Below are 23,767 nucleotides of genomic sequence, written 5' to 3'. Positions count from 1 at the left end.
TATATCGAAACTGTTGCTAGTAGCAGCAGTGATGTTGTTTGCGAGTAATGATGTATTTGCACAGCGAACAGTAAATGTAGAGCCTGGTTTAGGAACCTTAAATGAGGCAATTGCCAGTGATACTACCGAAACAGGTGCACGTGTGGATTCGAATACCGTTTATGTTCTTGAGCGTGGTGGATTTTATGCTTTGGAAGGAAGTATACAGAATAGAGGATATCATCTATCCATTGTTGCTGAAGAAGGCGAAGGAGAGCGACCAATGCTTGTTCCTGCCGCTGGAGAGGGAGGAGTTTCTAGCCGCCCCATTCGTGCACGTGGAGACTTAACTGTACGAGGACTTTATATTACCGGAGAAGATAATACCGGTGCCTTAAATGGTGATTTGAGAATTATTCGCGTAAGTGAAAATGATGTTACCATCACAGTTGATGATTGTCATCTTGACAAAGATGGACAGGCTGCATTCCGAATTGACAATTCGGGGAATCGGATTTTTATAACCAATTCTACAATTAGCAACATCGGTACTACAGCCAGTTTGGATAATGGACGCGTAATTGATGACCGAGGAAGTCAGATTGATACTCTTGTTATGGAGAACAACACATTCTATAATATTACCAGTCAGGTATTACGAGATGCTGGTGGAGAAATAAACTATGCCAATATTAACCATAACACAGTTGTGAATATTGGAAAAAATGGTGCCTTCGAATTTGGACAAGTTGTTGAAGCATACTTTACCAATAACCTGGTTATTAATGGTGCCTTCATGGGAAGACCGGAATCTGAGGTTGCAGAGGAATCATTGTTCGTAGTACGTGTTGATCCTCTTTCACAGGCGCAGATAGATTCTCTGGGTGAAGCCTCGGTAACTATCAGCAATAATAACATTTACAGAGATCAGTCATTAACCGATGCCTATCCTGACTCCGTTCTTCCAGCAGTGGATTTTAATGCCAACGCTGTGTCTTATATTGAGGCTGCGGGTACCGGAAGTTCAAACATCTCAGAGGATGTCACCTTTACAAATGGTCCGGCAGTTCCTGTAGATGTTATGACTTCATTCTACGCAACTCCGGATGCTTCTCAACCGGATATGCCAACTGATGGCGAACCATTCGACTTTGGATACGCAGCTACCTTTGATTCTTATACTGCGGGTACCTCAGGTCAGCAACTTGGTTCATTAATCTGGCATGGCGGTATGACCGTAAGCAATGAAGTTGAAGAGCCTGGAAAAGATGCTCCTCAATCATTTAAGCTAAATGGTAATTATCCAAATCCATTCAACCCAACTACCAATATTTCATTCAACCTGTCAGAAGCTGCTAATGTAAGTGTTGATGTATTTAGTGTGATTGGTCAGCGGGTGATGACTATTCCTGCTCAAAGAATGAGTGCAGGAAGTAACCAAAATATTAAGATTGATGCTTCCAGTCTCACATCCGGGTTATACATTTACAGAGTTACAGCTAATGCTGGTAACAATAGTTTTGTGAAAACCGGAAGAATGACTCTTATCAAGTAAGATCAAAATTGATTCCATAAAATAGCCGGAGGGCGGGTGAAAGAGCCCTCCGGTATTAATTGCACGCTCACTCATGTTTAAGAAGTCGAAAAAGAATTTGTACAAAAGCTATATACATTTCTGGTGGTGTTTGGCTTGTATGCTCGTTGTATTCGGATCATGCAAATCAGTAAACCAACCCGAACCCATATCTTTTCAACAGCAACCCTATTTTTTTGATGCGGGAGCAGCTCAGTCTGAGCTTTCAGATAATGGTGTTCCTTTGACGGCAAGCTGGCAGTATTCCAAAGAAAATGGATATGGCTGGCTCAGTAATAATAAAGGCGAAAGCTTTTTTCATGAAGGTTGGGAACCTTCCCGAGACGCTTTCCTGATAGATGGAATTGCAGGGGATGAGCTAAATTTCAAAGCGGATATTTCCAAGGGAGAATGGTGGGTTACCGTTTGGTTTGAAGCAGGGCTAGAAGATTCAAGCACAGCAAACATAATAGCTAATGGTAAAAATATTACTCCCTGGCTACAAACATTTACTCCCAATTCTGAAGAGCGGGAAAGCATTCAGAAAATATATCGTGTGATCCAGCAAAAAGTGACGGTAGAAGATCAGGGTCTTCAATTAGACTTTGTAGGGAATGAAGATGTATTTCGGCTTCTCGGATTTTCAGTAATTCCGGATTCAGAACCAAAGGGAAAGGCAGCAGAGATTTATGAAGAAATGAAATCTGCCGGTGGTTTTGATAGTGAAGAAAAACTGGAGCCAATGATAGAAAAACTGGATCGGTTGGCTCAACAAGAAGAATACGAGAACTTTGCAGCATTCTGGAAACTACAGCTCCAAATCTTGAAGAAAGCAGAGAAATACTTTTGGTACCGGGGTTGGAGCAAATACACCGAACAAACTGAATTAGGGCTGTTTGATCACCTGCATCAAACGGTAATGCTTTACGATGGACTCCTAAATTACGAAGGAGCAGATGAAAACCCACTCTATGAACGGGAACTTTGGTACAGAGGGAGATTGCTGTACTGGTTATGGCTCGAAAGAGGAATTCATTATGAGAAGGATGCGGCCGAAAGAGATTTAGCTAAAATGCTAGAGCTTCATCCTCAGAATGAGTTGGTTCGAATGTACAACGGAGAGAAAATTGATAACGGAGATCCTTTTGATAATGTTAAAAAGCCATCGAATGCTCCTGATTGGGCTTTTGCCCAATGGGAAGTAACCAATCGGTTGAAGCATATTGCCGACTGGTGGGTGCTGGAGCAGCAGGACGAACGAGGTGAATTTGGAGGAAAATACGGCGATGATGTTGAGATTCTGCGCTTTTGGTCACCGTTGATATTATCGGGTGATTCTGTGGTGTATCAGGGATGGAAGAAGTTGGCCGATGGCGTTTGGAACAGCTCAAAAGTATATAAGGGATATGCCAAGAACCCAAGTGATGTAGAACACTCCTCAGAATTTATTTCTGATACAGCTCCTCTTATGGTTTTGTATAATGACGATACCAAATATGAAGAGCGATTATCCTATTCTGCAAAATATTTTAAGGACTTGTGGACAGGGTTTAATGATAATAACCACCGCTTTTTTAAATCAGCGTGGTTTAGCTCAACAGAAATAGAAACAGAACCGCCCAAAAACCGGGATGTTCCATATACCACACGTGCTGCAAAAGCAGTTCGGTATTATGCCTGGAAAACACAGGATGAACCTACTGTAACAGCTCTTAAAGAATGGGCAGATGGCTGGCTGGCTGTATCTCAAAAAACCGATAAGGGTAAACCTTTGGGTATAATACCAGCTTCTGTAGCATTTCCGTCTGAAGAATTTAACGGAAGTGAAGACAACTGGTATACGGCAAATATGTTTTGGGATTACTTCGACTGGAGCGGAGGGAGCGCTATTCTGGATCAGCTGCTATTTACCTGGACAATGACAGGCAACGATAAGTACCTGAAGCCTTTTGTTCAGCATTTAGATTTGGTTTCAAAGTATGACAGCTATCTGATGAAGTCGGATAATCCTTTTGAAGAGGGTTCTGAAGGCTGGGCTGCTTATCAGCTGGGTAACAGTGATGGGTTTTGGAATGTAGTTGGTACCTGGCGATTGCTTACTGGCTATACAGACTATGATGATTTAATCATTGCTCATGGCACTCCATTCATTAAATACAGACTTTCTGGTAATACCAGTTATTTGGTTGAGGGTATTCAACCCTACCTGGAAACTATCCGCTACAACTATCCGCTATTTACTACGGAAGCAATCCATACCGATCGTATTCATATCGGGCCAGGTAATGCACGAGAAATAGGCATTGTACAAGGTATGGTTACGGGATACGGTATTGCTGAAAGCTCCTCACCTTATATAGCGGTAAGCTGGGAAGATGCCAGCAGGGATATTACCTATTTGGTTACAGATAGTGATTCGACAATGCTGGAAGCAGATCTTTATTCTTTTTCAGAGAAGGATGAAGAACTAACCATGCGCTCCTGGCAACTTTCGAAAGGGAACTACAAAATGAAATTAATCACCCGGGGAGAGACTTTCGAATCAAGGGATATCACCATAAATAAAGGTGGTGATAGAATCCGGTTAAAGCTGCCATCTAAACAGTTAGTCAATATTTCTATTCAACAAATTTCTAAATAAGTGTAGATGTCAGATTCACTATCAAAAACAGGTTTTCTGGAAAAGTTTAAGCTTTTCATTATCTCTATTGGGCCGGGATTGTTCATCATTGGTTACAATATTGGAACCGGAAGTGTAACTTCAATGGCTTCTACCGGAGCTGAGTATGGGATGAGAATGGCATGGCCGTTAATGCTTTCCTGCATTTTTACGTACATACTTATTGTTCTTTTTGGCAAGTATACAATTGTGACCGGTGATACAGTTATTCACAGTTATAAAAAGCACTTCGGTAAACCTGCAGGCTTGTTTGTACTTATTGCTTTAATATTTACAGAGGCAGTAGGATGTATTGGGGTCATGGCCATAGTGACCCAGGTTACTCAGGAGTGGACGCGTCCACTTACAGCATCCGGTGCAGGAATAGATCCGCTATACTCAACTATTTTCTTTGGTGGGGCATTGTATGCTTTGCTTTGGAAGGGTAAGCAAAACTTCTTCGAGAAAGTGCTCGCGGTATTTGTAGGAGTGATGGGGCTGAGCTTCATAATTACCATGTTTATGGTGATTCCTGAACCATCGGAAGTAATCGCGGGCATTGTTTCCGGAGTCCCTAATGAATCTGGAGCCTTCTTGCTTATCGCAAGTATGGTTGGCACAACGATGGGGGCCGTAATTTATGTAGTTCGCTCGGTGCTTATTAAAGGAAAAGGATGGGGAGTCGAACAGTTTAAACTCGAAAAAAGAGACGCAAAGATATCAGCCATTTTGATGTTTGTATTAAGTATTGCGGTGATGGCAGCTGCAGCGGGCACATTGCATCAGCAGGGTATGAAGGTAGATAATGCCATAGATATGGTACGCCTTCTTGAGCCTTTTGCCGGACGATTTGCTGTTTCAATTTTTGTGGGTGGTATTCTGGCTGCAGGACTTTCTTCATTGTTTCCCCACATTATGCTGGCTCCCATGCTGCTTTCGGATTATCAGGGGGTGAATCCTGACTTTCAATCCAAGACGAACAGATTAATCTCACTAGGCATCGTTTTATTAACTCTCACGGTGCCGTTATTTGGAGGCAGACCCGTCTTCATAATGATATTGTCCCAGGCGTTTATCGCTACAGTTACTCCGGTTGTCATTTTGTTTATGATCATTCTTATGAATCGAAAAGAGGTGGTGGGAGAACATGCTCTCAAACCAGCCAAAAATGTAGTTTTGGGTGTGATTTTTCTCTTTTCACTCATAATGGCAGTACTGGGAATCATTGGGATTTTTGGGATTTAGAAAATAGTAACATTGAACAATTAGAAGGATAGCATGCTCTTTCCACAACAAAATAATTTTCGCGCAGTATTTGATTTAAGTGGGTACTGGAATTTAAAAGCAGATCCTGATGCAAAAGGTCATCAGGAAAAATGGTATAAGAATAAACTATCCGGGGAAGTGCATTCTATAGCTATTCCGGGATCCTGGAATGAACAGCTTGCAGAGCAAGGATTGCGCAACTATGTGGGTAAAGCATGGCATGAAACATATTTTTCCATTCCCGAGGCAATTCAGGATAAAAACAAAGTTTGGCTGCGTGTTGCCGCTGCTGATCATAAGGCAGAAGTCTGGCTGAATGGACATTTTATAGGTGAACATTCAGGAGGGTTTCTGCCTTTTGAATTAGACTTAACAGACGCACTTACTGATAAAGGCCAGAAGAATCACCTTGTGGTTTGTGTAGACAGTTCTCTGTCGATGCATACCATTCCACAGGACGTAAGCCCGGAATCACCGCTTTACAATACGCCAAGCTATGAACGCCGGCATCTTTATCCGGCCACCCGATTTGATTTTTTCCCGTATGGCGGGCTCACACGCTCTGTACAACTGGTTACAACTCCCAAAGAGTTTATTAAAGATACCTCCATTACTTCTACTCTGGAAGGACAAGTAACCATCACCGCAGACATAAAAGGGGATCTGGACTATAATGTCCAGATCTTGTCTGCGGATGATCAAAAAATAGCTGAAAGCCAAAGTAAAAACGGAAAGTGTGAACTTTCCATAGATGACCCTGTTTGGTGGTCTCCTTCAAATCCTTATCTGTACACCGCTACAATTTCTCTGATAAAAGAAGGTAAGGTTATAGATGAATATCACGAGCAATTTGGTATTCGTGAAGTTCGGGTTGAAGGAGGAAAAGTGATGTTTAACAATGAGCCGCTTTTTATGAGTGGTTTTGGTAAGCACGAAGACTTTCCAATTGTGGGGAGAGGCCAGTTTCGTCCGGCATACCTTAAAGATCATGAATTAATGCGATGGATTGGTGCCAACTCATACCGGACAAGTCATTATCCCTACGATGAAGAAATGATGCGTTTGGCAGACAAGCTTGGTTTCCTGGTGATAGACGAGGTTCCGGCGGTAAGTCTGGGGTTTTGGTCAGATGATTTTAATGAATTAAAACCACTGCTCGATAATCATAAAAAAGCGATCAGGGAATTAATAAAAAGGGATAAGAACCACCCGAGTGTGATTTCATGGTCCATTACTAATGAACCAAATCTATGGGCTGAAGAATTTTATCAAAATGATGCCAGTAAAAAGTATTTTAAAGAGTTGTATGAGTTCACAAAGGAATTAGATAACAGCCGCCCCATCATGTCAATTTCTATGGCAGCACATAAAGAAGAAGATGTAGTGCTGGAATCGTGTGATATCATTGGAATAAACAGATACTATGGTTGGTACACAAAGCCGGTAGACCTGGAGCAGGCAGGTAAAGATTTAGCCAGAGAACTGGATGCCACATTTGAAAAATATGGCAAGCCAATGATGGTTACTGAGTTTGGTGCAGATACAGTGGAAGGCTTGCATGCTACTACTGCACAAATGTTTACGGAAGAATTTCAGACGGCTTTTATTTTTAAATATCTGGAGGTCATGGAACAGAGAGATTTTGTTGCCGGAGCCCATGTATGGAACTTCGCCGATTTTATGACGCCACAGCATTTCCGCAGAGTTGTACTAAACAAGAAAGGTGTATTTACACGCGACCGTCACCCAAAAAGTGTGGCATTCAAGTTAAGAGATCATTGGAATTCATTTGAAAAGATTCTGGATGACCACCGCCCAAAGGAACCTAAATCAGGATTCCTGATACCCGATATAAAATAAATAAGCAGTATTAAATTAAGTCCTGGATAGAAGTATGAGTTCGGATCGATTAACTATTTGGCATGTTGGAAACTGGTGTATTCATATAGGCCAAACGTATGTGGAATCTCCTTTTGAGGCTCCAAGTAAAGATGTAGAAGTACTGAACTATGCAAAGCCTTTTGTGGATACTTTGCGGAAAATTCCTGCAGCTGAGGTTATAACACAACCGTCCTGGGAATTGTATCATATGTCACCGGAAGAGTTTGACGAGAGACTGGAATGGGCCGACATCATTATTTTTGCAGATGTAGAAACTAAATGCCTGATGTTACATCCTGACTTCTTTAACCGCACGAAATGGGAAGATTCCTATGTTACCTTCCCGGACCGGTTTGACCTGCTGAGAGAATGGGTGGAAGAGGGTGGCCATTTTCATATGAATGGAGGATGGCTAAGCTTTTCGGGTGAACTTGGTAAAGGTGGCTGGGGCAGATCCCGGTTCAAGAATGTGCTACCCGTAGACTGTTTGGTTGGTGATGATTTGATAGAATCAACTTCGAGTTATAAAGTAAGAACGGTAGAAGATAGTCACCGAGCCGTTAAGGGACTCGATTGGGATACCGTTCCTCCCATACTGGGATTCAATGAAACGAAGCTTAAATCATCTGCTACTGCCATTGTTGAAATTGAAAATATGGGGGAGTGGCATCCTTTACTAGCAGAGCATGAATTTGGTAAAGGCAGGGTTTCAACCTGGATGACCGGTGCCAGTCCTCACTGGGGAATTAATTTCATGAAGTGGGAACAATACCAGCAATTCTGGACACAACTGTTTAATCCCAAGGCATGAATTTCACACCAATAGACTGGATAATACTAATTACCTATTTGTCAGTTACCGTCTATGTGGGTATCTGGGTGAAGAGGTATGTTCAGAATCTTAGTGGTTATATGGTAGCCGGCCGGAAGATTAAAGTTTCGCTGGGCGTGGCTACTTTTACCGCTACTGAGTTAGGTACGGTAACCTTCGTTTACTTTGGGGAACTGGGATATGTGACAGGTTTCTCATGCTTTGTCATTGGAATTCTGGCTATGATAGCATACACAACAGTTGGGAAAACTGGCTTTATTATTGAAAAACTCCGGCACTATGGAATGATGACCATTCCTGAATTCTATGAACTCAGGTTCAATAAGAAAGTTCGGGTAACCGGCGGCCTGATTCTGTTTGTTGGAGGTGTGCTGAATATGGGAATCTTTTTGAAATTTGACGGAATATTTCTTTCCGAAGTAATGGGTTTTGGGCCACAGGCTTTGGGGTTTATTATGACCTTGATGCTAATTGTGGTAATGTCGTACACCATTCTCGGGGGAATGTTTTCAGTTGTCATTACAGATTTCATGCAATATGTGGTGCTTTCATTTGCAATGCTTGCTACGACTATAATCGTTCTGCTGGAAGTTGATCTAAGCCTGATTTCCGAATCCGTAATGTCAGGTTTTGGCAGCGGTGGTTTTAATCCAATAGAAAATCCAAGGTTTGGCTGGAGCTTTATAGTCTGGATCCTGGTGACAAATGTTGCCGCTGCTGCACTATGGCAGCCGGGTACATCCAAGGCATTATCATCTGAAAGTCCTGAAGTAGCTAAGAAAGTATTTTGGATTACAGGACTTACTTTTGCCGGAAGAGCCATGATTCCAATGTTCTGGGGAGTTGCTGCTTTCGCCTACTTCGGTGCTGGCGAGAATAGTGCAGCCGCCATGCCCATGTTACTTGGTGAATTGGTTCCGGTTGGCTTACTCGGTTTGTTGGTAGCAGGTTTGTTAGCAGCTTCTATGTCTACCTATAGTTCGTATGTACTCGCCTGGAGTTCGGTGATAACTTTGGATGTTATTTCAATTTTGAAACCGGGCGGATTTAGTGAGCAAACCAAAATGCTCATATCCAGATTTATATCAGGATTGATTGGGCTTTTCTTGCTCGTATTTGGACTATGGTATCAAATTCCTGAAACGGCTTTTCAGTACATATTTATAACGGGGACCATGTACACAGCAGGTGCTTTGGGCACCGTTACAGCCGGTTTATATTGGAAAAAGGCGAACGATGTAGGGGCTCAGGCTGCATTAATTTTAGGAGCGGTAACTCCGGCAGCCTTTCTGCTTTTGGAAAAATTCTCATCTGAATTGCCGTCTTGGCTTGCATTCGCAACAGATGTTAACATCGCAGGGTTTCTTAGTTTTATTCTTGCAGCTTTAGGTATGATAGTTGGTTCGTTGGCTACACAGAAGAAATATCCGGCCAAAATTATTAACGAAGCGGAGATTAGTTATGAATGAAGCTACCATGATTTGGATGATCATATTTGGAGTATTTGCGATTATATTTTTTGTGATTGCAGGAATTGTTTCGGTAAAAGGAATAGCTGAGATTAAAGAACTTTTTAACGACCCCGATTTACAGAACAATGATTAATTCAAGAATCACTTGTGCATATTTATATACCATCAGTAAGTATGGGTATCCCCCTCCAGCTGGAGATACGCTCCAATACCTGGATGAATTTAAAGCTATGGGCTTTCAGTCAATAGAGCTTGAAGGTATCAGGGAAGACCACCTGAATGAGGTGTATGAATTGCGTCAGGGCATCAGCAAAAAAGTAAAAGAGCTGGAACTGGAAGTTCCCTATTTCTGTGCGGTATTGCCCGGACTTTCATCAGATAATCCAAAAGAAAGAGAACACAATCTTGAGTTATTTGAGAAAGGCTGTGAAGTTGCTTCTGCTTTAGGATCAGTCGGAATTTTGGATAATGCTCCTTTACCACCCTATCAGTTTCCGGAAGATATCCCGGTTGTAAGACATTATCATGAAGATGTAATTCTTGCAGCAAAATTCCCTGAAAACCTGAATTGGAAAAAGTATTGGGAGCAGCTTACATCTACGTATCGGGAGGCATGTGACATTGCTGCAAACTATAATCTTACGTACCAAATGCATCCGGCTCTGGGTGTTTTAGCCTCTACAACAGATGCCTTTCTGCATTTTCATGATGCTGTTGGGCGAGATAATCTTCGTTTTAATTTCGATACTGCCAATCAATACTTCCTCAAGGATAACCTCCAGCTTTCTCTAAGAAGACTTAAAGATTACATCGATTACATCCACATCTCGGATAACAGAGGAAAAAAAGTTGAACACCTGGCTATTGGAGAAGGAATAATCCGTTGGGATGATTTCTTTGAGACTTTAGATGTAATTGGTTTTAAAGGACATTTCGGGATTGATATCGGAGGAGATGAGTCGGATGTAGCCGATTTAGATTCAGCATATACCCATGCCGCAAAATTTATTCAAGAAAAGCTATAAGACTATGAAAACCATTCGAAATACGTTATTCGCAGTTCTGTTTACTACTCTCTGTATAAATACAGTAGTTGCTCAACAGAATATAAACCTGGTTCCAAATCCCCAGCAGGTTGAATTCATGCAGGGCACGTTTTCTCTTTCTGAGGATATTTCAATTGAATTTCATCTAAGTGATAGTGAAGAAGAAGCTTTTCTTGCTGAGCAATTATCTAAGGAATTCCAGCAAAGCTTGGATAAGGAAATTTCCGCAAAAGCGGACCATAAAATTGTAGTTGGGATTTTTGGTGATAGTAATAAATTTGATCGATTAGCTAAAAAGTATGGAGTAAGTACAAATGACAAAATCGGAGATGAAGGCTACCAACTGATGGTATCAAAGGATCTGATTTTAATCTCTTCAAATACCATAAAAGGTGCTTTTTACGGCGTTCAATCCTTAAAACAATTGGTGAGAACCCAACGAAAAGAAGGCGAAATACCAGCTTTAAAGATTACGGATTGGCCCGATCTGGAAATACGTGGCATGATGGATGATATAAGTCGTGGTCCGGTTCCAACCAAAGAGTACATGCGTCAGCAGATTGAGCGTATGGCAGAGATGAAGATCAATCTGTTAACGTACTATACACAGGATGTGGTGAAGACAGAAAGTCACCCTGCATTTGCTCCTCCCGGCGGTGCATTGGATATCGACGAGTGGGCAGAGTTAGCTGATTACGCAAAAAAATTCCACATTGACCTGGTTGGCAACTTTCAATCATTTGGGCACTTCGATCAGATCCTGAAGCATCCTGAGTATGCACATTTGGGAGAAAGCGGGATGCTGCTTTCACCGGCTTTTGAAGAAAGTTATGAACTCCTTGAAGATATTTATTCGGAAATGATCCCGGCTTTTCACTCTGATTACTTTCACATCAATTCCGATGAAACCTTTGATTTAGGCACCGGCGCTTCTAAGGGAATGGTGGACAGTTTGGGAATGGAAGTGGTGTATGCAAATCACATCAAAAGAATACACAAGATTATTACAGGCATGGGCAAGAAGGTTATGATGTGGGGAGATATTGCCCTCGAGCATCCCAAGCTGCTTGAACTGCTTCCTAAAGATATCATCCTGATTACGTGGGGTTACGACATTATGGAAGATTATTCCCACAGAATTATTCCATTTAAAGAGGCGGGCTTTACCCAACTTGTATCAACAGGAATCCTGAACTCCTACAGTACTATTCCGGATTTTAACGTAGCTAGAGGAAATATCGGTGGATTTATGGAAGAAACAGTAAAACAAGGTGCCTGGGGTATGTTAAATACGGTTTGGGATGATGGCGGTTTTGCACTGTTCTCCAGAGATTGGTACGGAGTAGCTTATGCGGCCGACCAAAGCTGGCACAGTAACTTCGATGATGATACTTATGACACCCGGTTTAACCGCGCGGTATATGGAGCAGAAGGAAATGGACTCTCTGAAGCTATTCATTCCCTAAACGAGTTGGCCAATTTGAAGTCAACAGAGAAGATGAATGAAGATATCATTTGGGCTAAAGTAGTTCCGGAAAAAGGAGAGACTGTTCTCATGAATATTCAGGACTGGCCTAAGGTGATGGACATAGCTCAGCAAGCAGAAGATCATCTACAAAGCTACGACCCTCTGATCTATGAGGAAGATCTTTTATACATCCAGCACATCATCGATTTATACAAGTTTATGGCTACCAGTCGCCCTGCATTGGTGGAGGCTTCTTCTAATTATACAGAGGCATTATCAATTCAGAATGAAGATAGAATGGCTGCCCGTTCAAAATTGGTGAAAGCATATGGACTTATTTCTGAAGCTTATACTGATTTGACTGAGTTAAAGACTCGGAATCAGCACTTGTGGTCTATGGAAAACAGAGTGTATGCCTTAGATCGGGTAATTGAAAAGTATGATATGCAGATTGCAAACCTATCCGAATTAAGAGATTCTGTTTTAAGCGTAACTTATGGTTTTGATAAGGAAGAGGAGCTGCCTTCACCTTCAGAAATCCGTCTTGATATCGAAGAAAGTGAAGGATGGTATTTCCAGGGATGGCTGATGATTGAACCCATTCCTAATCCGGGAGGCTATAAAGATCCGGGAGTTGATCATCTGGAAGATATGAGCGGAATTGAAGAAACTTTCCCTAATGTGACCGAAGAGTTTTTCTATGATGATGTGAAGTACCGCTGGAGACGAGTTAATACACCGTACTTTGCAAAAGTTGATTTAGATGAAATTCACGGCAGATCAGAAAATGTAATTGGATACGCTTTTGCCCACATCGATGTACCTGAAGACAGAAAAGTTCGGGCATTGGCCGGAAGCAGTGATGGTATTGAAGTTTTTGTGAATGGAGAGCAGGTGCACAAAAATTATGTGGAAAGAGATTTTAAACTGGATGAAGACGAGATGTATTTACCGCTTCGTGAAGGAAGGAATCACCTGATGATCAGAGTAACAAACAGCAACGGTGACTGGGCATTTAGTTTTCGGTTGCCGGACTCGGAAATGCGCAGTTACAAGAACCGATATAGAATTATTGAATAAGACGAGATTGTGGTGAGTACGATCAAAAAACATATTGCAGGTAATTTAAAAATCTCTATCGCAGAGGATCGGCAAACTATGGGCAGGGAAGCTGCTCATGAGGTAGCTGAAAGAATTAAGAAAGTTTCAGCTGAGAAAGAATCCATTCGGATGGTATTTGCAGCAGCTGTTTCACAAAAAGAATTCTTCGAAGAACTGCTTGAGTTTGATGACATCCCATGGCAAAAGGTTATCGCTTTTCATATGGATGAATATCATACCATTACAAACGAAGCCCCTCAAAGGTTTGGTAATTTCCTAAAAGAACACCTTTTTCAGTACAAACCATTTGGGGCAGTGCATTACATACAAAGCAATTTTGAAACCTACTCAAACCTTATCAGCGAAGCGGATATCGATATTATCTGCCTTGGGATTGGAGAGAATGGGCATCTTGCATTTAATGATCCTCCTGTAGCTGATTTTAAAGACCCTGAAGTGTTTAAGGAAGTAAAGCTGGATGAAATATGCAGACAGCAACAGGTTAATGACGGGCAATTCAAAACACTGGATGAAGTTCCGCAAACTGCCGTAACACTTACCATCCCAACTTTAATGAAGGCAGATTACTTATCGGTTGTAGTTCCCGGATCTGCTAAAGCCAAAGCGGTTGCAAAAACCGTATTTCATCCTGTTTCAACAGAATGCCCATCTACCGTATTGCGGCTTCATCCGAATGCAAAACTTTACTTAGACACTCACTCATCAAAAAACATCATGGAGAAACTATCATGAATGACATCGAGAAAAGATTAAGCGAACCTTATGAATTGAAACCCGGAGATATAGAATATTATCAGGAAAACGGGTTCATAAAATTGAAGCATGTTCTGGATCAGGAAACACTGGACTATTTTAATGATGAAATCACCAAAGTGGTACACGAGAAAAATCCGCTGATTAAGAAACCCATGGAAGAGCGCTCAACTTTTGAGAAAGCATTTATCCAAATTGGAAACTTGTTTAATTCCAATGAGATTATAAAAAAACTGGTACTCAGCAAAAGACTTGGTAAAATTGCGGCAGACTTAATGCAAGTTGAAGGTGTGCGTTTGTATCACGATCAGGCACTTTACAAAGAACCAACAGGTAAAACCAGTAATATTACTCCATGGCATGCCGACCAATACTATTGGCCACTAGATACGGATAATACAATTACCGCTTGGATTCCATTGCAGGAAACCACTCAAAATATGGGGCCTCTTGCATTCAGTAAAAAAAGCCAGAAATATGATTTTGGTCGTAATATGGAAATTAGTGACGAAAGTGAAGCAAGAATCCAACAAAAACTGGCAGATGCAAATCTGGAACTCGTAGATTCAGGTTTCGATGCCGGGGAAATAAGCTTCCATGGTGGGTGGACTTTCCATCGGGCAGGCCCCAATACGTCAGATAAAGTCCGGGCTGTAATGACGATCATTTACATGGAGGATGGAGTGAAAGTCAGTGAATTTCAGCGGGAAGCACATTATGCTGACCGGGATGCTTTTTTACCCGGACTTGAACCCGGAGATGTAGCTGCAACAGACTTAAACCCACTCATTTACAAACGCTAAACCACGATTTCTCATCTGAAACCGACCAATTATGAATATGTTTAAATATCTATCTTTTTTAACCGCTTTGATGACTGTTTCAATATTCGGCGGATGTGCTCAGCAATCTGACCCAGCTATGTCTCCGGAGGAATTTGCCCGGCATGTTTCGGATGTAATTGTGGAAGGAACCGAATTTCATTTCGAACCTGCTGTTCAGGAATTCGAACAAGATGGCATATTTATGGTTGAGTTTCCTGCCGGAGACCGTGGAATTTATTACGCACGTTCGGTGCTCAGGGTAGAGGGAATCGGAGAGTATGATTTTTCTCCTCAGTTTGCTATCACCTATCCTGCAGGAACCATTAAAGTTCAATTGGACGGAAAAACTATCTATTCAAAATCAACAAATTCAGCAGGACATTTTGACTATATCGACTATGGACTCTTTGAATATGAGGACCGGATTCCGGTTTCGTTAGATAATGGCGGGCATCAGCTGGCTATTAAATTTATTCCCAACAGTACGGATGCACCAAGCCGAATCTACTTCAATGTTGTGCGCTCTGATAATGGACTGAGTCACCCTGCTGTTCATGCGCAGGCACCTTCCACAGAAGAAGAATTGACTGGCTATGGATATTGGTGGATCGGTCCCGTGCAGGAGGGAGCCGGTGAATCTGCATTTATGAATCCTGAACTAAGTGCTCAGGAGTTGGTCACAGCTGAGTTTTCGTCGGTTAATGGGGAGATTATACGATGGGATCTTCCAAAAAAGCATTTGGTGAAATCTTTACCCGGCTGGCTGACCTACCAAAACTGGCACTATTCGGGGGGTACTTTCCTTGATGCCATAAATAATGTATCCAACGAGTTTTCTTCTCTTGATTACAGCGATTATATCAATCAGCACATGGATTTCTTCCTCAATAACATTGATGATATTGCCCAAATGCGAGAAGATTATGGCTTGATTGAAAGTCCTTTTGGCCATTATTTCCGCTTCTCCTTACTGGATGATATGGGAATGCAGACAGTTCCATTTGTAAATCGTTTGATTGCGCAGAATCAAATTGATAAAGAATCGCAAGAGTATAAGCTGGCCGAGCGAGTTACTGATTATATTATGAATGATGCTTCGCGACTTCCGGACGGTACTTTTGCCCGCTTTACACCGGATACCATGTCGGTATGGGCTGATGATTTATTTATGGCAAGTATCGTGTTGCTCAAGATGCATGAACTTACGGGTGAAGAAAAATACCTGGATGAGGTGATTCATCAGGTCATTAAGTTTGATGAGTACTTGTTGGATGAGCCATCCGGTATTTATTGGCACGGATACTTTTCAAGACATGGAGAGTATTCATCCACAAAATGGGGACGCGCCAATGGATGGACGATGATGGCGAAAACGGAGTTGCTGCTAGCCATGCCTGACGATCATCCTCAGAAAGAAAGAATACGTAATATTTTCAGCCAGCATGCTGAAGGATTGTTAGCCGTACAATCACAGGATGGACGCTGGCATCAGGTGCTGGATGACCCATCTACTTACCTTGAAACATCAGCCACAGCTATGTTTGTGAGAGCCTTTGCAACGGGTGTAAATGAAGGCTGGCTGGATCGATCTGTATATGATGAAGCAATAAATAAAGGATGGAGTTCTTTAACCCAGCAGATTAATGAAGAGGGCGATGTTGTAGGGATTGTTCGCGGTACCCCCATTATGTTTTCTGATGAAGAATATGCGAATTGGGGAACGCGCCGAAGTGATCCCCGCGGATTGGGAGCATTGCTTTATGCGGCCATTTCTGTTGAAAGATACCAGCAAGGGGAAGGGGAATAATTATGGATTACGTATTTCTTGGAATTAACCTGTTAGACTGGACGGTAATAGCCGGATATATAGTTTTAATCACTGCTATAGGATGGTATTCTAATAAGGCAGTTAAATCAACCGGCGATTATTTTATGGGAGGTCGCCGCTTTGGAAAGCTTTTGATGATTGCACAGGCATTCGGAGCAGGCACAAGAGCTGATCAGGCAGTGGCAGTCATCGGGGCTTCTTCTCAAATTGGACTTGCCGGTATTTGGTATCAGTGGTTGTATTTATTTTCTACACCTTTTTACTGGCTGATATCTCCCATCTACCGTCGTTTGCGGTACATCACAATCGGAGATTTTTTTGAAGAAAGGTACGGAACCAGCATGGGTGCAGCTTACGCATTTGTAGGCCTCGCCTGGTTTGCAGCTAACATTGGTGTTGTTCTTAAAGGTACAGGGGTAACTATTGAAGCAGTTAGCGGGGGAGTAATTTCTACGGAAATGGCTGTATTTGGTATGGTTGCTTTCTTTGTGCTTTATGGCCTGTTGGGCGGGCTGGTGGCCGCTGCGAGCACTCAGTTAATTCAGGGTTTTTTCATCATACTTCTTTCTTTTCTACTTATACCTTTTGCTCTGGAACAGGCTGGTGGAATGGCTGCTGTACATCAAGCCCTGCCAGAAGATTGGTTTAGTCTTGTTGCGAATGAAGAGGTAACCCTGTTCTTTATTGTAATGGCAGTGCTGAATGGTTTGGTGGGTGTTGTAGTGCAACCACATCATATGTCAATAAATGGTTCCGGGAAAACAGAAATCAGCTGTCGTAGTGGGTGGACGTATGGCAACTTCCTTAAGCGGTTTGTAACTCTGGGCTGGGTATTCAGTGGAATCTTTATTGCAGTTGTTTTCCCTTCTTTGATGATTGCTGATGTATCGCAAAGGGAACAGGCATTTGGCCTGGCGATCCTGGAATTACTGCCCACAGGTTTTATAGGTTTGATGATAGCTGCTATCGTTGCCGCTGTGGTGGCAGCATGTAATAACTTTATGGTGAATGGATCGGCTTTATTCACCAGGAATTTTTATCAGCGCTTTTTAAATAAGGGAGCAGATCAAAAACATTACCTGACGGTAGCCAGAGCAAGCTCTGTGGCGGTTGTTGCAGCCGGAGTTGGTATCGCACTTTATATTCCTTCTGTTGTTGAAGGATTATTTTTGATATGGAAGATCATGGCGTTTCTCGGGATTGCTTTCTGGATGGGCGTTTTCTGGAAGAAGGCAAATCGCTATGGAGCGTGGTCATCGATGATTATTACTGCCATTTTAGCTTTTACCACCGATTATTATGGCTGGACATTTCCGGAACAGGTTGCCCTGTATCTTCCCATTGGCTTCGCAACCATGATCACGGTCAGTTACTTCACAAAACCTGAAGAAGAGCGTAGATTGAATGTATTCTATTCTTTGCTAAATACACCGGTTGGTCACGAAGACCGGTTGAAAGAAGCTGGAATTAAAGTTTCTGATGTCGATGAAAGTGAACTGGATGACAAAACCCTGATTCCCGATTCAGATGACAGCAATGTGGCAGACGACATTCCCAAAGCAACCGGAGAAACCAAAATGCTGGATAATAAGACTGCATTAGAAAACGGGGAAGGTTTGTTGCTTGTTGATCTGCTGAATCTCAGGAAAACATTCAGCTTCAAAAATTATGAAGTAGATCTCAAAGGCTTTGGAATTTCCTGGATCATTGTAATGGGATACTTGTTATTAGCCTATTTCTTAAGCTTTGTTTAAACACATTTGATAATGAAAAAGAGATCCTTAGCCTTATTAGTTTTATTAACGGTCTTCATAGGGCTAGCTGGTTATCAAGGTGCACAAGCCCAATCGGATGTATGGAATGCAGCTGATAAAATTGTAGCTGATATAACGCTTCCTACATTTCCTGACCAAACATTTACTATCACTGATTTCGGTGCCGATTCCGGGGATGCACTACCTGCGATTCAAAATGCCATAATTAAGGCAAATTATGAGGGTGGGGGGAAAGTTATTATCCCAAAAGGAACGTGGCTGGTAAAAGGTCCGATTCATCTCAAAAGTAATGTTAACCTGCATATTTCAGATGGAGCGGAGTTGGTTTTTAGTGCTAATCCTGCAGATTATTTGCCACAGGTATTGACCCGCTGGGAAGGAACAGAAGCGTACAATTTATCACCCCTGATATACGCTTACCAGGTACATAATGTGGCTATAACCGGTAGCGGAATCTTAAATGGCAATGCCGAAAATGGTTTTGCGACCTGGCGAGATAAACAAAGTGAAGCTCAGAACAGGCTCAGGAAAATGGGGGCAGAAGGTACTCCGGTACATAAGCGTGTGTTTGGTTTAAATGATTATTTGCGGCCAAGTTTTATACAGTTCTTTTCAAGCTCCAGTATTTTGGTAGAAGGGATTACGATTAAAAATTCACCCATGTGGGTAAATCACTTTATTTATAGCACTCAAATTACACTTCGAAATGTAACTGTAAAAAGCTACCGCTTAAACAACGATGGGGTAGTGCTTGATTCCTCCACAAAAGCTCTCATTGAGGGAAATAGTTTTTCAACCGGAGACGATAGTATCGTAATAAAATCCGGCCGGGATCAGGATGGCTGGCGAGTAGCCAAAACCAGTGAGGATATTGTAATCCGTAACAATTATATGGAAGGCCATAATGCACTTGCAGTAGGGAGTGAAATGTCTGGCGGAGTACAGTACATCTATATGGAGAATAACGAATTAGGAAAGGTTGCTTCAGCCATTTATTTCAAATCAAATCTGGATCGGGGTGGATTTATCCGGAATGTGTATGTGAAAGATACCAAGGTTGAAGCAGCTGATATTCTGCTTCGTTTTCATACCAACTATCATTCTCACCGTGGAGGGAATTTCCCGGCTGAATATGAACACTTTGTCATTGAAAATGTAGAAGCTAAAAAGGCCAGAGTGGGAATTGAAATTTTAGGCATCCCTGAAATGCCCGCCAAAAATATTACGGTTATCAACTTAAATATTGCTGATGCTGATAAACCTCAAAACATCGCTCATGTTGAAGGTCTGGAATTCAAAAATGTTAGTATTAACGGCAAGCTCATTAAATTCCCGCCCAATTAATTCAGATATCCAATCTTAAACGATAATCAATGACTTTTCAAATCTGACTCTACACTTTCTGCAATGGAAGCTCCGCAGGACTCTCTGATTACCAGAGTAGGAGGGAATATAGTCCGGTGTTCGGTTGGCCTTCCTTCAATCCTGTTAATCAATTTGTCAATGGCGGCAGCTCCGATTTTTTCAACCGGCTGATGAATAGTGGTTAAAGGGACATTGGCATAATCAGCCTGGTCAATATCATCAAATCCGACTACGGCAACATCTTCAGGCACCCGATATCCCAGCTCCTGAATTCGTTTTATAAATCCAAGGGCGGTTAAGTCATTGTATGAAAAATACGCCTCGGGTTTATGCTCTAGTTGGTTAAAAACATCACCCAGCTGATATCCGGTATCAAAGCCATTAAGTGAATTGGGAAAAGAGGGGCGAAGATTAAAATCTGGGTTATAGGGAATATCATATTCGCTTAATGCACGTTTAAATCCGGTATGCCTAACCTCTCCCAGGGCATTATTTGTATAACTGTTGATGTACCCAATTTTGGTATAACCTAAATCGATAAGATGTTTGGTTCCCATATGGGCCCCACCTTCATGATCAGTTCCTACATACCAAATATCTTCATCAGCTACATAGGAAACCATCACATATGGGTAATCTTCATTGTGAAGGTTTCGTATGATTTCCGGTGCATGTGGCTTTTTGCGAAAAGTAGCAATGATTAAGCCTTTTACTCCCATTTTTTTAAAATGAGTAATTTGTCCCTCTTCTTTTTCAATTTTGCTGGAACTATTGGAAAGCAACAAATTATATCGCTTTGAATAGGCGGTCTCTTCAACCATGTGTGCAATTAAAGAAAAGAAAGGGTTTTTAAGATCCTGTAGAACCAAGCCAACTGAATCATGCTGAGATATGGTCGGAGTGTCCTCTTTGTTCGCTACAAAAGTACCCTTTCCGACCCGACTGAATAAATACCCATCGTCGATTAAAGATGATAAAGCACTTTTAACTGTAATCAGGCTTACATCATATTCTTTGGCTAATTCTTTGTGCGTTTTAAGTTGCTGTCCGGTTTCAAGTTTGCCAGTAGATATTTTTGTTTTTATGTCCTTAACAATCTGGACGTAGAGAGGGGTGGAATCCTGAAAATCAATAGCCATCTTTAATATTATAAGCTGTTTAATATATTTCTATACCTAATATACCTAATAATCTCACTTTTTACTAATTTTCATAAACATTACTACTCAGATTTTACCCTCAAGCCTATGAAAATTATAAGTTCTTAGTGCAGAGTGGGTTTGGTAAGGCTATGCCTTTATGCTAAACAGGTCAGCTTGCTTATAGCAACATCTGCATTAGAAAAAATCCTGGTTCTGATTGCGAAAAATTTTAACGGGAAGGAGGGAATAAAAAAGCCCTGCAAGACAAAAATTCTTACAGGGCTTTTGTACCCGAGAGAGGACTTGAACCTCCACGTCCGAAGGACATACGCACCTGAAGCGCACGCGTCTACCAATTCCGCCACTCGGGCTTTTCGATTAGATACAAAGGTAAAGAGAATTTGAATTTATTACATAAAGTGAATAAAAAAAGCCTGGTTTTTTATCAGGCCTTTGAAATAAAATAAATTAAATATTTCAAAATTATTTCAGTAGCAACATCTTTCGGGTTTGAGTGAAATCACCTGCTACGATCTTATAAATATAAACTCCGGATGCCATGTTGCTGGCATCCCAGGTTACAGAGTGAGTTCCTGCAGACATAGGGGAATTGACCAATGTTGCGACTTTTTGCCCAAGCATGCTGTAAATATCTATTTGAACGTTCGTGACTGCCGGAAGGCTAAAATCGATATTGGTAGTTGGGTTAAAAGGGTTAGGATAATTTTGACTTAGTTTAAAAGCGTTCGGTTGATTCACTCCGGGATCCTCGGTACTTGTAACAAGAGACTCAGCTAAAATCAGACGATTCCATACACCATGTTCTCCACCAGATTCACTATCAGTAAACATGGTAGCAAATTCTCCGGGTGCAGTAACGATTTTTGTAACACTTTGTGGTCCGTTACCATCATCTAACCTAAGCGGAATAGAATTGATGTCGCTATTAAGTGTGGGAACTATAAGTTCGTACACAACATGAATTACCTGACCTTGATCGAGCGTAAGATCCCAATCGGTTACATTAAAAGTTTGCCAGTTAGAACCGATTTCACTAAACGACACGGTGTCAGCAGCTAACGCTGTGCCCGGGTTTCCATTAGAGTCATCGTAAACCGCAATTCGAAGGTCTCCTTCACCTTTTACTCCAATAGTTTCGCCTGTACTGCCATCTTCACCGCTAACAATAAAAAGCTGTAAAGAGTGAACGAGTGCATCAAAGCCAACAGTGAATTTATTACTAAACCCAAGGCGCCCTACACCAGAATCATTTTCGTAAGGAACAGCCCAGTAAAATTTTGGAGTTTGTCCAAAGGTTTTAACCGTAGTGAGTTCGTAAGATTGTTCTCCGTTTACATTAACAGTAAAACTTGAATTGGAACTCTCAGTATCTGTGTTTACCAACATGACGTAAAATTGATTATATAAAGCGCCTGCCGGAGTTGTATAATCCTGACCGCTGGTGAGGGTAGTAACGGTTACATCACCCTCAGATACTGCAACTACGCGCATCTCTCCTGTGGGGGCACCACTTGTGACATTTACTGTGACATCTTTTACTTCCTGAAATCCATAATATTTTATTCCTCCGGCTTTAACAGAAATAGATCTGTTTATAAGGTTAGGTGTTTGGAAGCTTACCTGAGCTTTTGCATTCTCAAGGAATGGATGCTCATATCCATATTTTTCATCCTGGCTTTTATCATTAACGAGATTTGCTATTCCCCAGTTCACTAAAAATTCCTCAAATGTGAAAGGAGCATTTAAATTTGAAAAAGCAGATTCAACTCCAAAACGTCCACGCTGGCCATTCTGAGTTAGCTCTCCTGAGTTTTCGAAACCCAGTTGATCCCACATATAGCTTGTAAACATAGCAGCACGGCTGTAGTCCGAAAACACATCGCCTTCTCTATCCCACTGAAAGATAGGTACATTTGTGTTCGACAAATACTGAGACAAAGAATAGGGAACATAACCACTTAACAGAGAAGCAAAGTTGGATTGTGCTTCATTAATAAATGTCAGTTCATTATTGTCATAGTTGTAATGAATCAAATGCTGATATTCATGAGATAATGTACCCAAAGGTCGTGTAGCATCGGCTTCACCATTTGAGAAAATTCCGGGATATGAATCTATGTACAAAATATCTCTTTCATTTGAACGCGCTCCGGAAGCTTGTGCCTGCTGGTCAGTGAATTGGTCAACTCCATAGAAAAAACCAGCGGTATAACCTCCACCTTCTTCAGGAGACCAGCCATCTCTGACATCAGTGATTAAAAAATCAACCAGATTATCACCGTCGTAGTTTGGAGGAGTTCCAAGATATTCGTTACTCAGCTCTATAATTCCTTTGTTAGGATTAAAAGAATATCGGTTAGATTCTTCTTCAAGATATTTGAAGATACTATCGGCTACAGCATCATTGAGATGTCCATTTTCGATTTCTCCTATTTCGAACCAAATTTGAGTGAGCTCGCCTTTTCTGACAAGCCGGAAGTTGTACGAGTCAAAATCGTTGGTTTCAAAATTGTTAACGAAAAAAGTACGCTCGTCACCAACTTCGTCTACTACAAGCATAGATTTCTGACGGGTAGGTGTTTGAGAATCAATAGCCTTTAGTTTTTTCATTACCTCGCTATTATTTAACCGGTCGCTTACATGAACCGGGTAACTCTCTTTATCCAAAGATTGATTTTCTTTGAATTTTGCATTCTGAGCAAAAGCAGTGGATGATGCAAAAATGATACTTAGAACGGTTGTTAATAATAGTTTTTTCATA

At 41.5% G+C, this 23,767-nt stretch carries 16 protein-coding genes and 1 tRNA gene; 14 read left to right on the top strand and 3 right to left on the bottom strand.

What is annotated here, in order from left to right; genetic code table 11:
• Positions 1-13: 13 nt before the first annotated feature.
• The 14 genes from RIB15_RS01945 (at position 14) to RIB15_RS01880 (ending at position 19,822) form a co-directional block, all read left to right on the top strand.
• Positions 14-1,534, top strand: coding sequence for a T9SS type A sorting domain-containing protein (locus RIB15_RS01945; RefSeq protein ID WP_350200459.1), 1,521 nt, complete (start codon positions 14-16; stop codon positions 1,532-1,534).
• Positions 1,535-1,607: 73 nt separating this feature from the next.
• Complete coding sequence (locus tag RIB15_RS01940; RefSeq protein WP_350200458.1) at positions 1,608-4,193, top strand: hypothetical protein; 2,586 nt, start codon at positions 1,608-1,610, stop codon at positions 4,191-4,193.
• Between the two features lie 6 nt (positions 4,194-4,199).
• A complete protein-coding gene (locus RIB15_RS01935) occupies positions 4,200-5,456 on the top strand; it encodes an NRAMP family divalent metal transporter (protein ID WP_350200457.1) in 1,257 nt (418 codons plus the stop codon).
• A gap of 33 nt (positions 5,457-5,489) precedes the next feature.
• Positions 5,490-7,337 carry a beta-glucuronidase gene (gene uidA, locus RIB15_RS01930; protein ID WP_350200456.1) on the top strand — a complete coding sequence of 616 codons (1,848 nt, stop codon included), beginning with the start codon at positions 5,490-5,492 and terminating at the stop codon, positions 7,335-7,337.
• 34 nt (positions 7,338-7,371) lie between these two features.
• Positions 7,372-8,169 carry a glutamine amidotransferase gene (locus RIB15_RS01925; RefSeq protein ID WP_350200455.1) on the top strand — a complete coding sequence of 266 codons (798 nt, stop codon included), beginning with the start codon at positions 7,372-7,374 and terminating at the stop codon, positions 8,167-8,169.
• Positions 8,166-9,659, top strand: coding sequence for a sodium:solute symporter family protein (locus tag RIB15_RS01920; protein WP_350200454.1), 1,494 nt, complete (start codon positions 8,166-8,168; stop codon positions 9,657-9,659). The genes RIB15_RS01925 and RIB15_RS01920 overlap by 4 nt, the downstream gene beginning before the upstream one ends.
• Positions 9,652-9,795 (top strand): hypothetical protein, encoded by a 144-nt coding sequence (locus RIB15_RS01915; protein WP_350200453.1) that lies wholly within the window; start codon positions 9,652-9,654, stop codon positions 9,793-9,795. The genes RIB15_RS01920 and RIB15_RS01915 overlap by 8 nt, the downstream gene beginning before the upstream one ends.
• Entirely contained in the window at positions 9,788-10,687 is a 900-nt protein-coding gene (locus RIB15_RS01910) for a sugar phosphate isomerase/epimerase family protein (protein ID WP_350200452.1), read from the top strand. Before RIB15_RS01915 ends, RIB15_RS01910 begins: the two co-directional genes overlap by 8 nt.
• Positions 10,688-10,691: 4 nt before the next feature.
• On the top strand, positions 10,692-13,256 hold the full coding sequence (locus RIB15_RS01905) for a beta-N-acetylhexosaminidase (protein WP_350200451.1): 2,565 nt from the start codon (positions 10,692-10,694) through the stop codon (positions 13,254-13,256).
• A gap of 12 nt (positions 13,257-13,268) precedes the next feature.
• Positions 13,269-14,030, top strand: a complete 762-nt coding sequence (locus tag RIB15_RS01900; RefSeq protein ID WP_350200450.1) for a 6-phosphogluconolactonase — start codon at positions 13,269-13,271, stop codon at positions 14,028-14,030.
• Positions 14,027-14,854, top strand: coding sequence for a phytanoyl-CoA dioxygenase family protein (locus tag RIB15_RS01895; RefSeq protein ID WP_350200449.1), 828 nt, complete (start codon positions 14,027-14,029; stop codon positions 14,852-14,854). The genes RIB15_RS01900 and RIB15_RS01895 overlap by 4 nt, the downstream gene beginning before the upstream one ends.
• 37 nt (positions 14,855-14,891) lie before the next feature.
• Positions 14,892-16,682 carry a glycoside hydrolase family 88/105 protein gene (locus RIB15_RS01890; protein WP_350200448.1) on the top strand — a complete coding sequence of 597 codons (1,791 nt, stop codon included), beginning with the start codon at positions 14,892-14,894 and terminating at the stop codon, positions 16,680-16,682.
• 2 nt (positions 16,683-16,684) lie between these two features.
• Positions 16,685-18,457 (top strand): sodium:solute symporter family protein, encoded by a 1,773-nt coding sequence (locus RIB15_RS01885; protein ID WP_350200447.1) that lies wholly within the window; start codon positions 16,685-16,687, stop codon positions 18,455-18,457.
• Positions 18,458-18,469: 12 nt separating this feature from the next.
• Positions 18,470-19,822, top strand: coding sequence for a glycoside hydrolase family 28 protein (locus RIB15_RS01880; RefSeq protein WP_350200446.1), 1,353 nt, complete (start codon positions 18,470-18,472; stop codon positions 19,820-19,822).
• Between the two features lie 26 nt (positions 19,823-19,848).
• On the opposite strand, the gene RIB15_RS01875 is transcribed toward RIB15_RS01880, so the two are convergent.
• The 3 genes from RIB15_RS01875 to RIB15_RS01865 all read right to left on the bottom strand — a co-directional run bounded on the left by RIB15_RS01875 (position 19,849) and on the right by RIB15_RS01865 (position 23,766).
• Positions 19,849-20,982, bottom strand: coding sequence for a substrate-binding domain-containing protein (locus RIB15_RS01875; protein ID WP_350200445.1), 1,134 nt, complete (start codon positions 20,980-20,982; stop codon positions 19,849-19,851).
• A 291-nt stretch (positions 20,983-21,273) separates the two neighbouring features.
• A tRNA-Leu gene (locus RIB15_RS01870) sits at positions 21,274-21,356 on the bottom strand.
• Between the two features lie 112 nt (positions 21,357-21,468).
• On the bottom strand, positions 21,469-23,766 hold the full coding sequence (locus RIB15_RS01865; protein WP_350200444.1) for a T9SS type A sorting domain-containing protein: 2,298 nt from the start codon (positions 23,764-23,766) through the stop codon (positions 21,469-21,471).
• Position 23,767 lies beyond the last annotated feature (1 nt).

It is taken from the genome of Gracilimonas sp., assembly GCF_040218225.1.
Classification (GTDB): Bacteria; Bacteroidota; Rhodothermia; order Balneolales; family Balneolaceae; genus Gracilimonas.
Note: the sequence above shows the minus strand (reverse complement) of the source record. Positions and strands in the feature narration are given on the sequence as shown.

What these genes read in the sequence shown, in the direction of transcription:
- RIB15_RS01880 (WP_350200446.1), top strand. Translation starts at nt 18,470, where the DNA reads ATGAAAAAGAGATCCTTAGCCTTATTAGTTTTATTAACGGTCTTCATA.
- uidA (WP_350200456.1), top strand. Translation starts at nt 5,490, where the DNA reads ATGCTCTTTCCACAACAAAATAATTTTCGCGCAGTATTTGATTTAAGT.
- RIB15_RS01885 (WP_350200447.1), top strand. Translation starts at nt 16,685, where the DNA reads ATGGATTACGTATTTCTTGGAATTAACCTGTTAGACTGGACGGTAATA.
- RIB15_RS01940 (WP_350200458.1), top strand. Translation starts at nt 1,608, where the DNA reads ATGTTTAAGAAGTCGAAAAAGAATTTGTACAAAAGCTATATACATTTC.
- RIB15_RS01915 (WP_350200453.1), top strand. Translation starts at nt 9,652, where the DNA reads ATGAATGAAGCTACCATGATTTGGATGATCATATTTGGAGTATTTGCG.
- RIB15_RS01890 (WP_350200448.1), top strand. Translation starts at nt 14,892, where the DNA reads ATGTTTAAATATCTATCTTTTTTAACCGCTTTGATGACTGTTTCAATA.
- RIB15_RS01935 (WP_350200457.1), top strand. Translation starts at nt 4,200, where the DNA reads ATGTCAGATTCACTATCAAAAACAGGTTTTCTGGAAAAGTTTAAGCTT.
- RIB15_RS01925 (WP_350200455.1), top strand. Translation starts at nt 7,372, where the DNA reads ATGAGTTCGGATCGATTAACTATTTGGCATGTTGGAAACTGGTGTATT.
- RIB15_RS01920 (WP_350200454.1), top strand. Translation starts at nt 8,166, where the DNA reads ATGAATTTCACACCAATAGACTGGATAATACTAATTACCTATTTGTCA.
- RIB15_RS01865 (WP_350200444.1), bottom strand. Translation starts at nt 23,766, where the DNA reads ATGAAAAAACTATTATTAACAACCGTTCTAAGTATCATTTTTGCATCA.
- RIB15_RS01895 (WP_350200449.1), top strand. Translation starts at nt 14,027, where the DNA reads ATGAATGACATCGAGAAAAGATTAAGCGAACCTTATGAATTGAAACCC.
- RIB15_RS01910 (WP_350200452.1), top strand. Translation starts at nt 9,788, where the DNA reads ATGATTAATTCAAGAATCACTTGTGCATATTTATATACCATCAGTAAG.
- RIB15_RS01875 (WP_350200445.1), bottom strand. Translation starts at nt 20,982, where the DNA reads ATGGCTATTGATTTTCAGGATTCCACCCCTCTCTACGTCCAGATTGTT.
- RIB15_RS01905 (WP_350200451.1), top strand. Translation starts at nt 10,692, where the DNA reads ATGAAAACCATTCGAAATACGTTATTCGCAGTTCTGTTTACTACTCTC.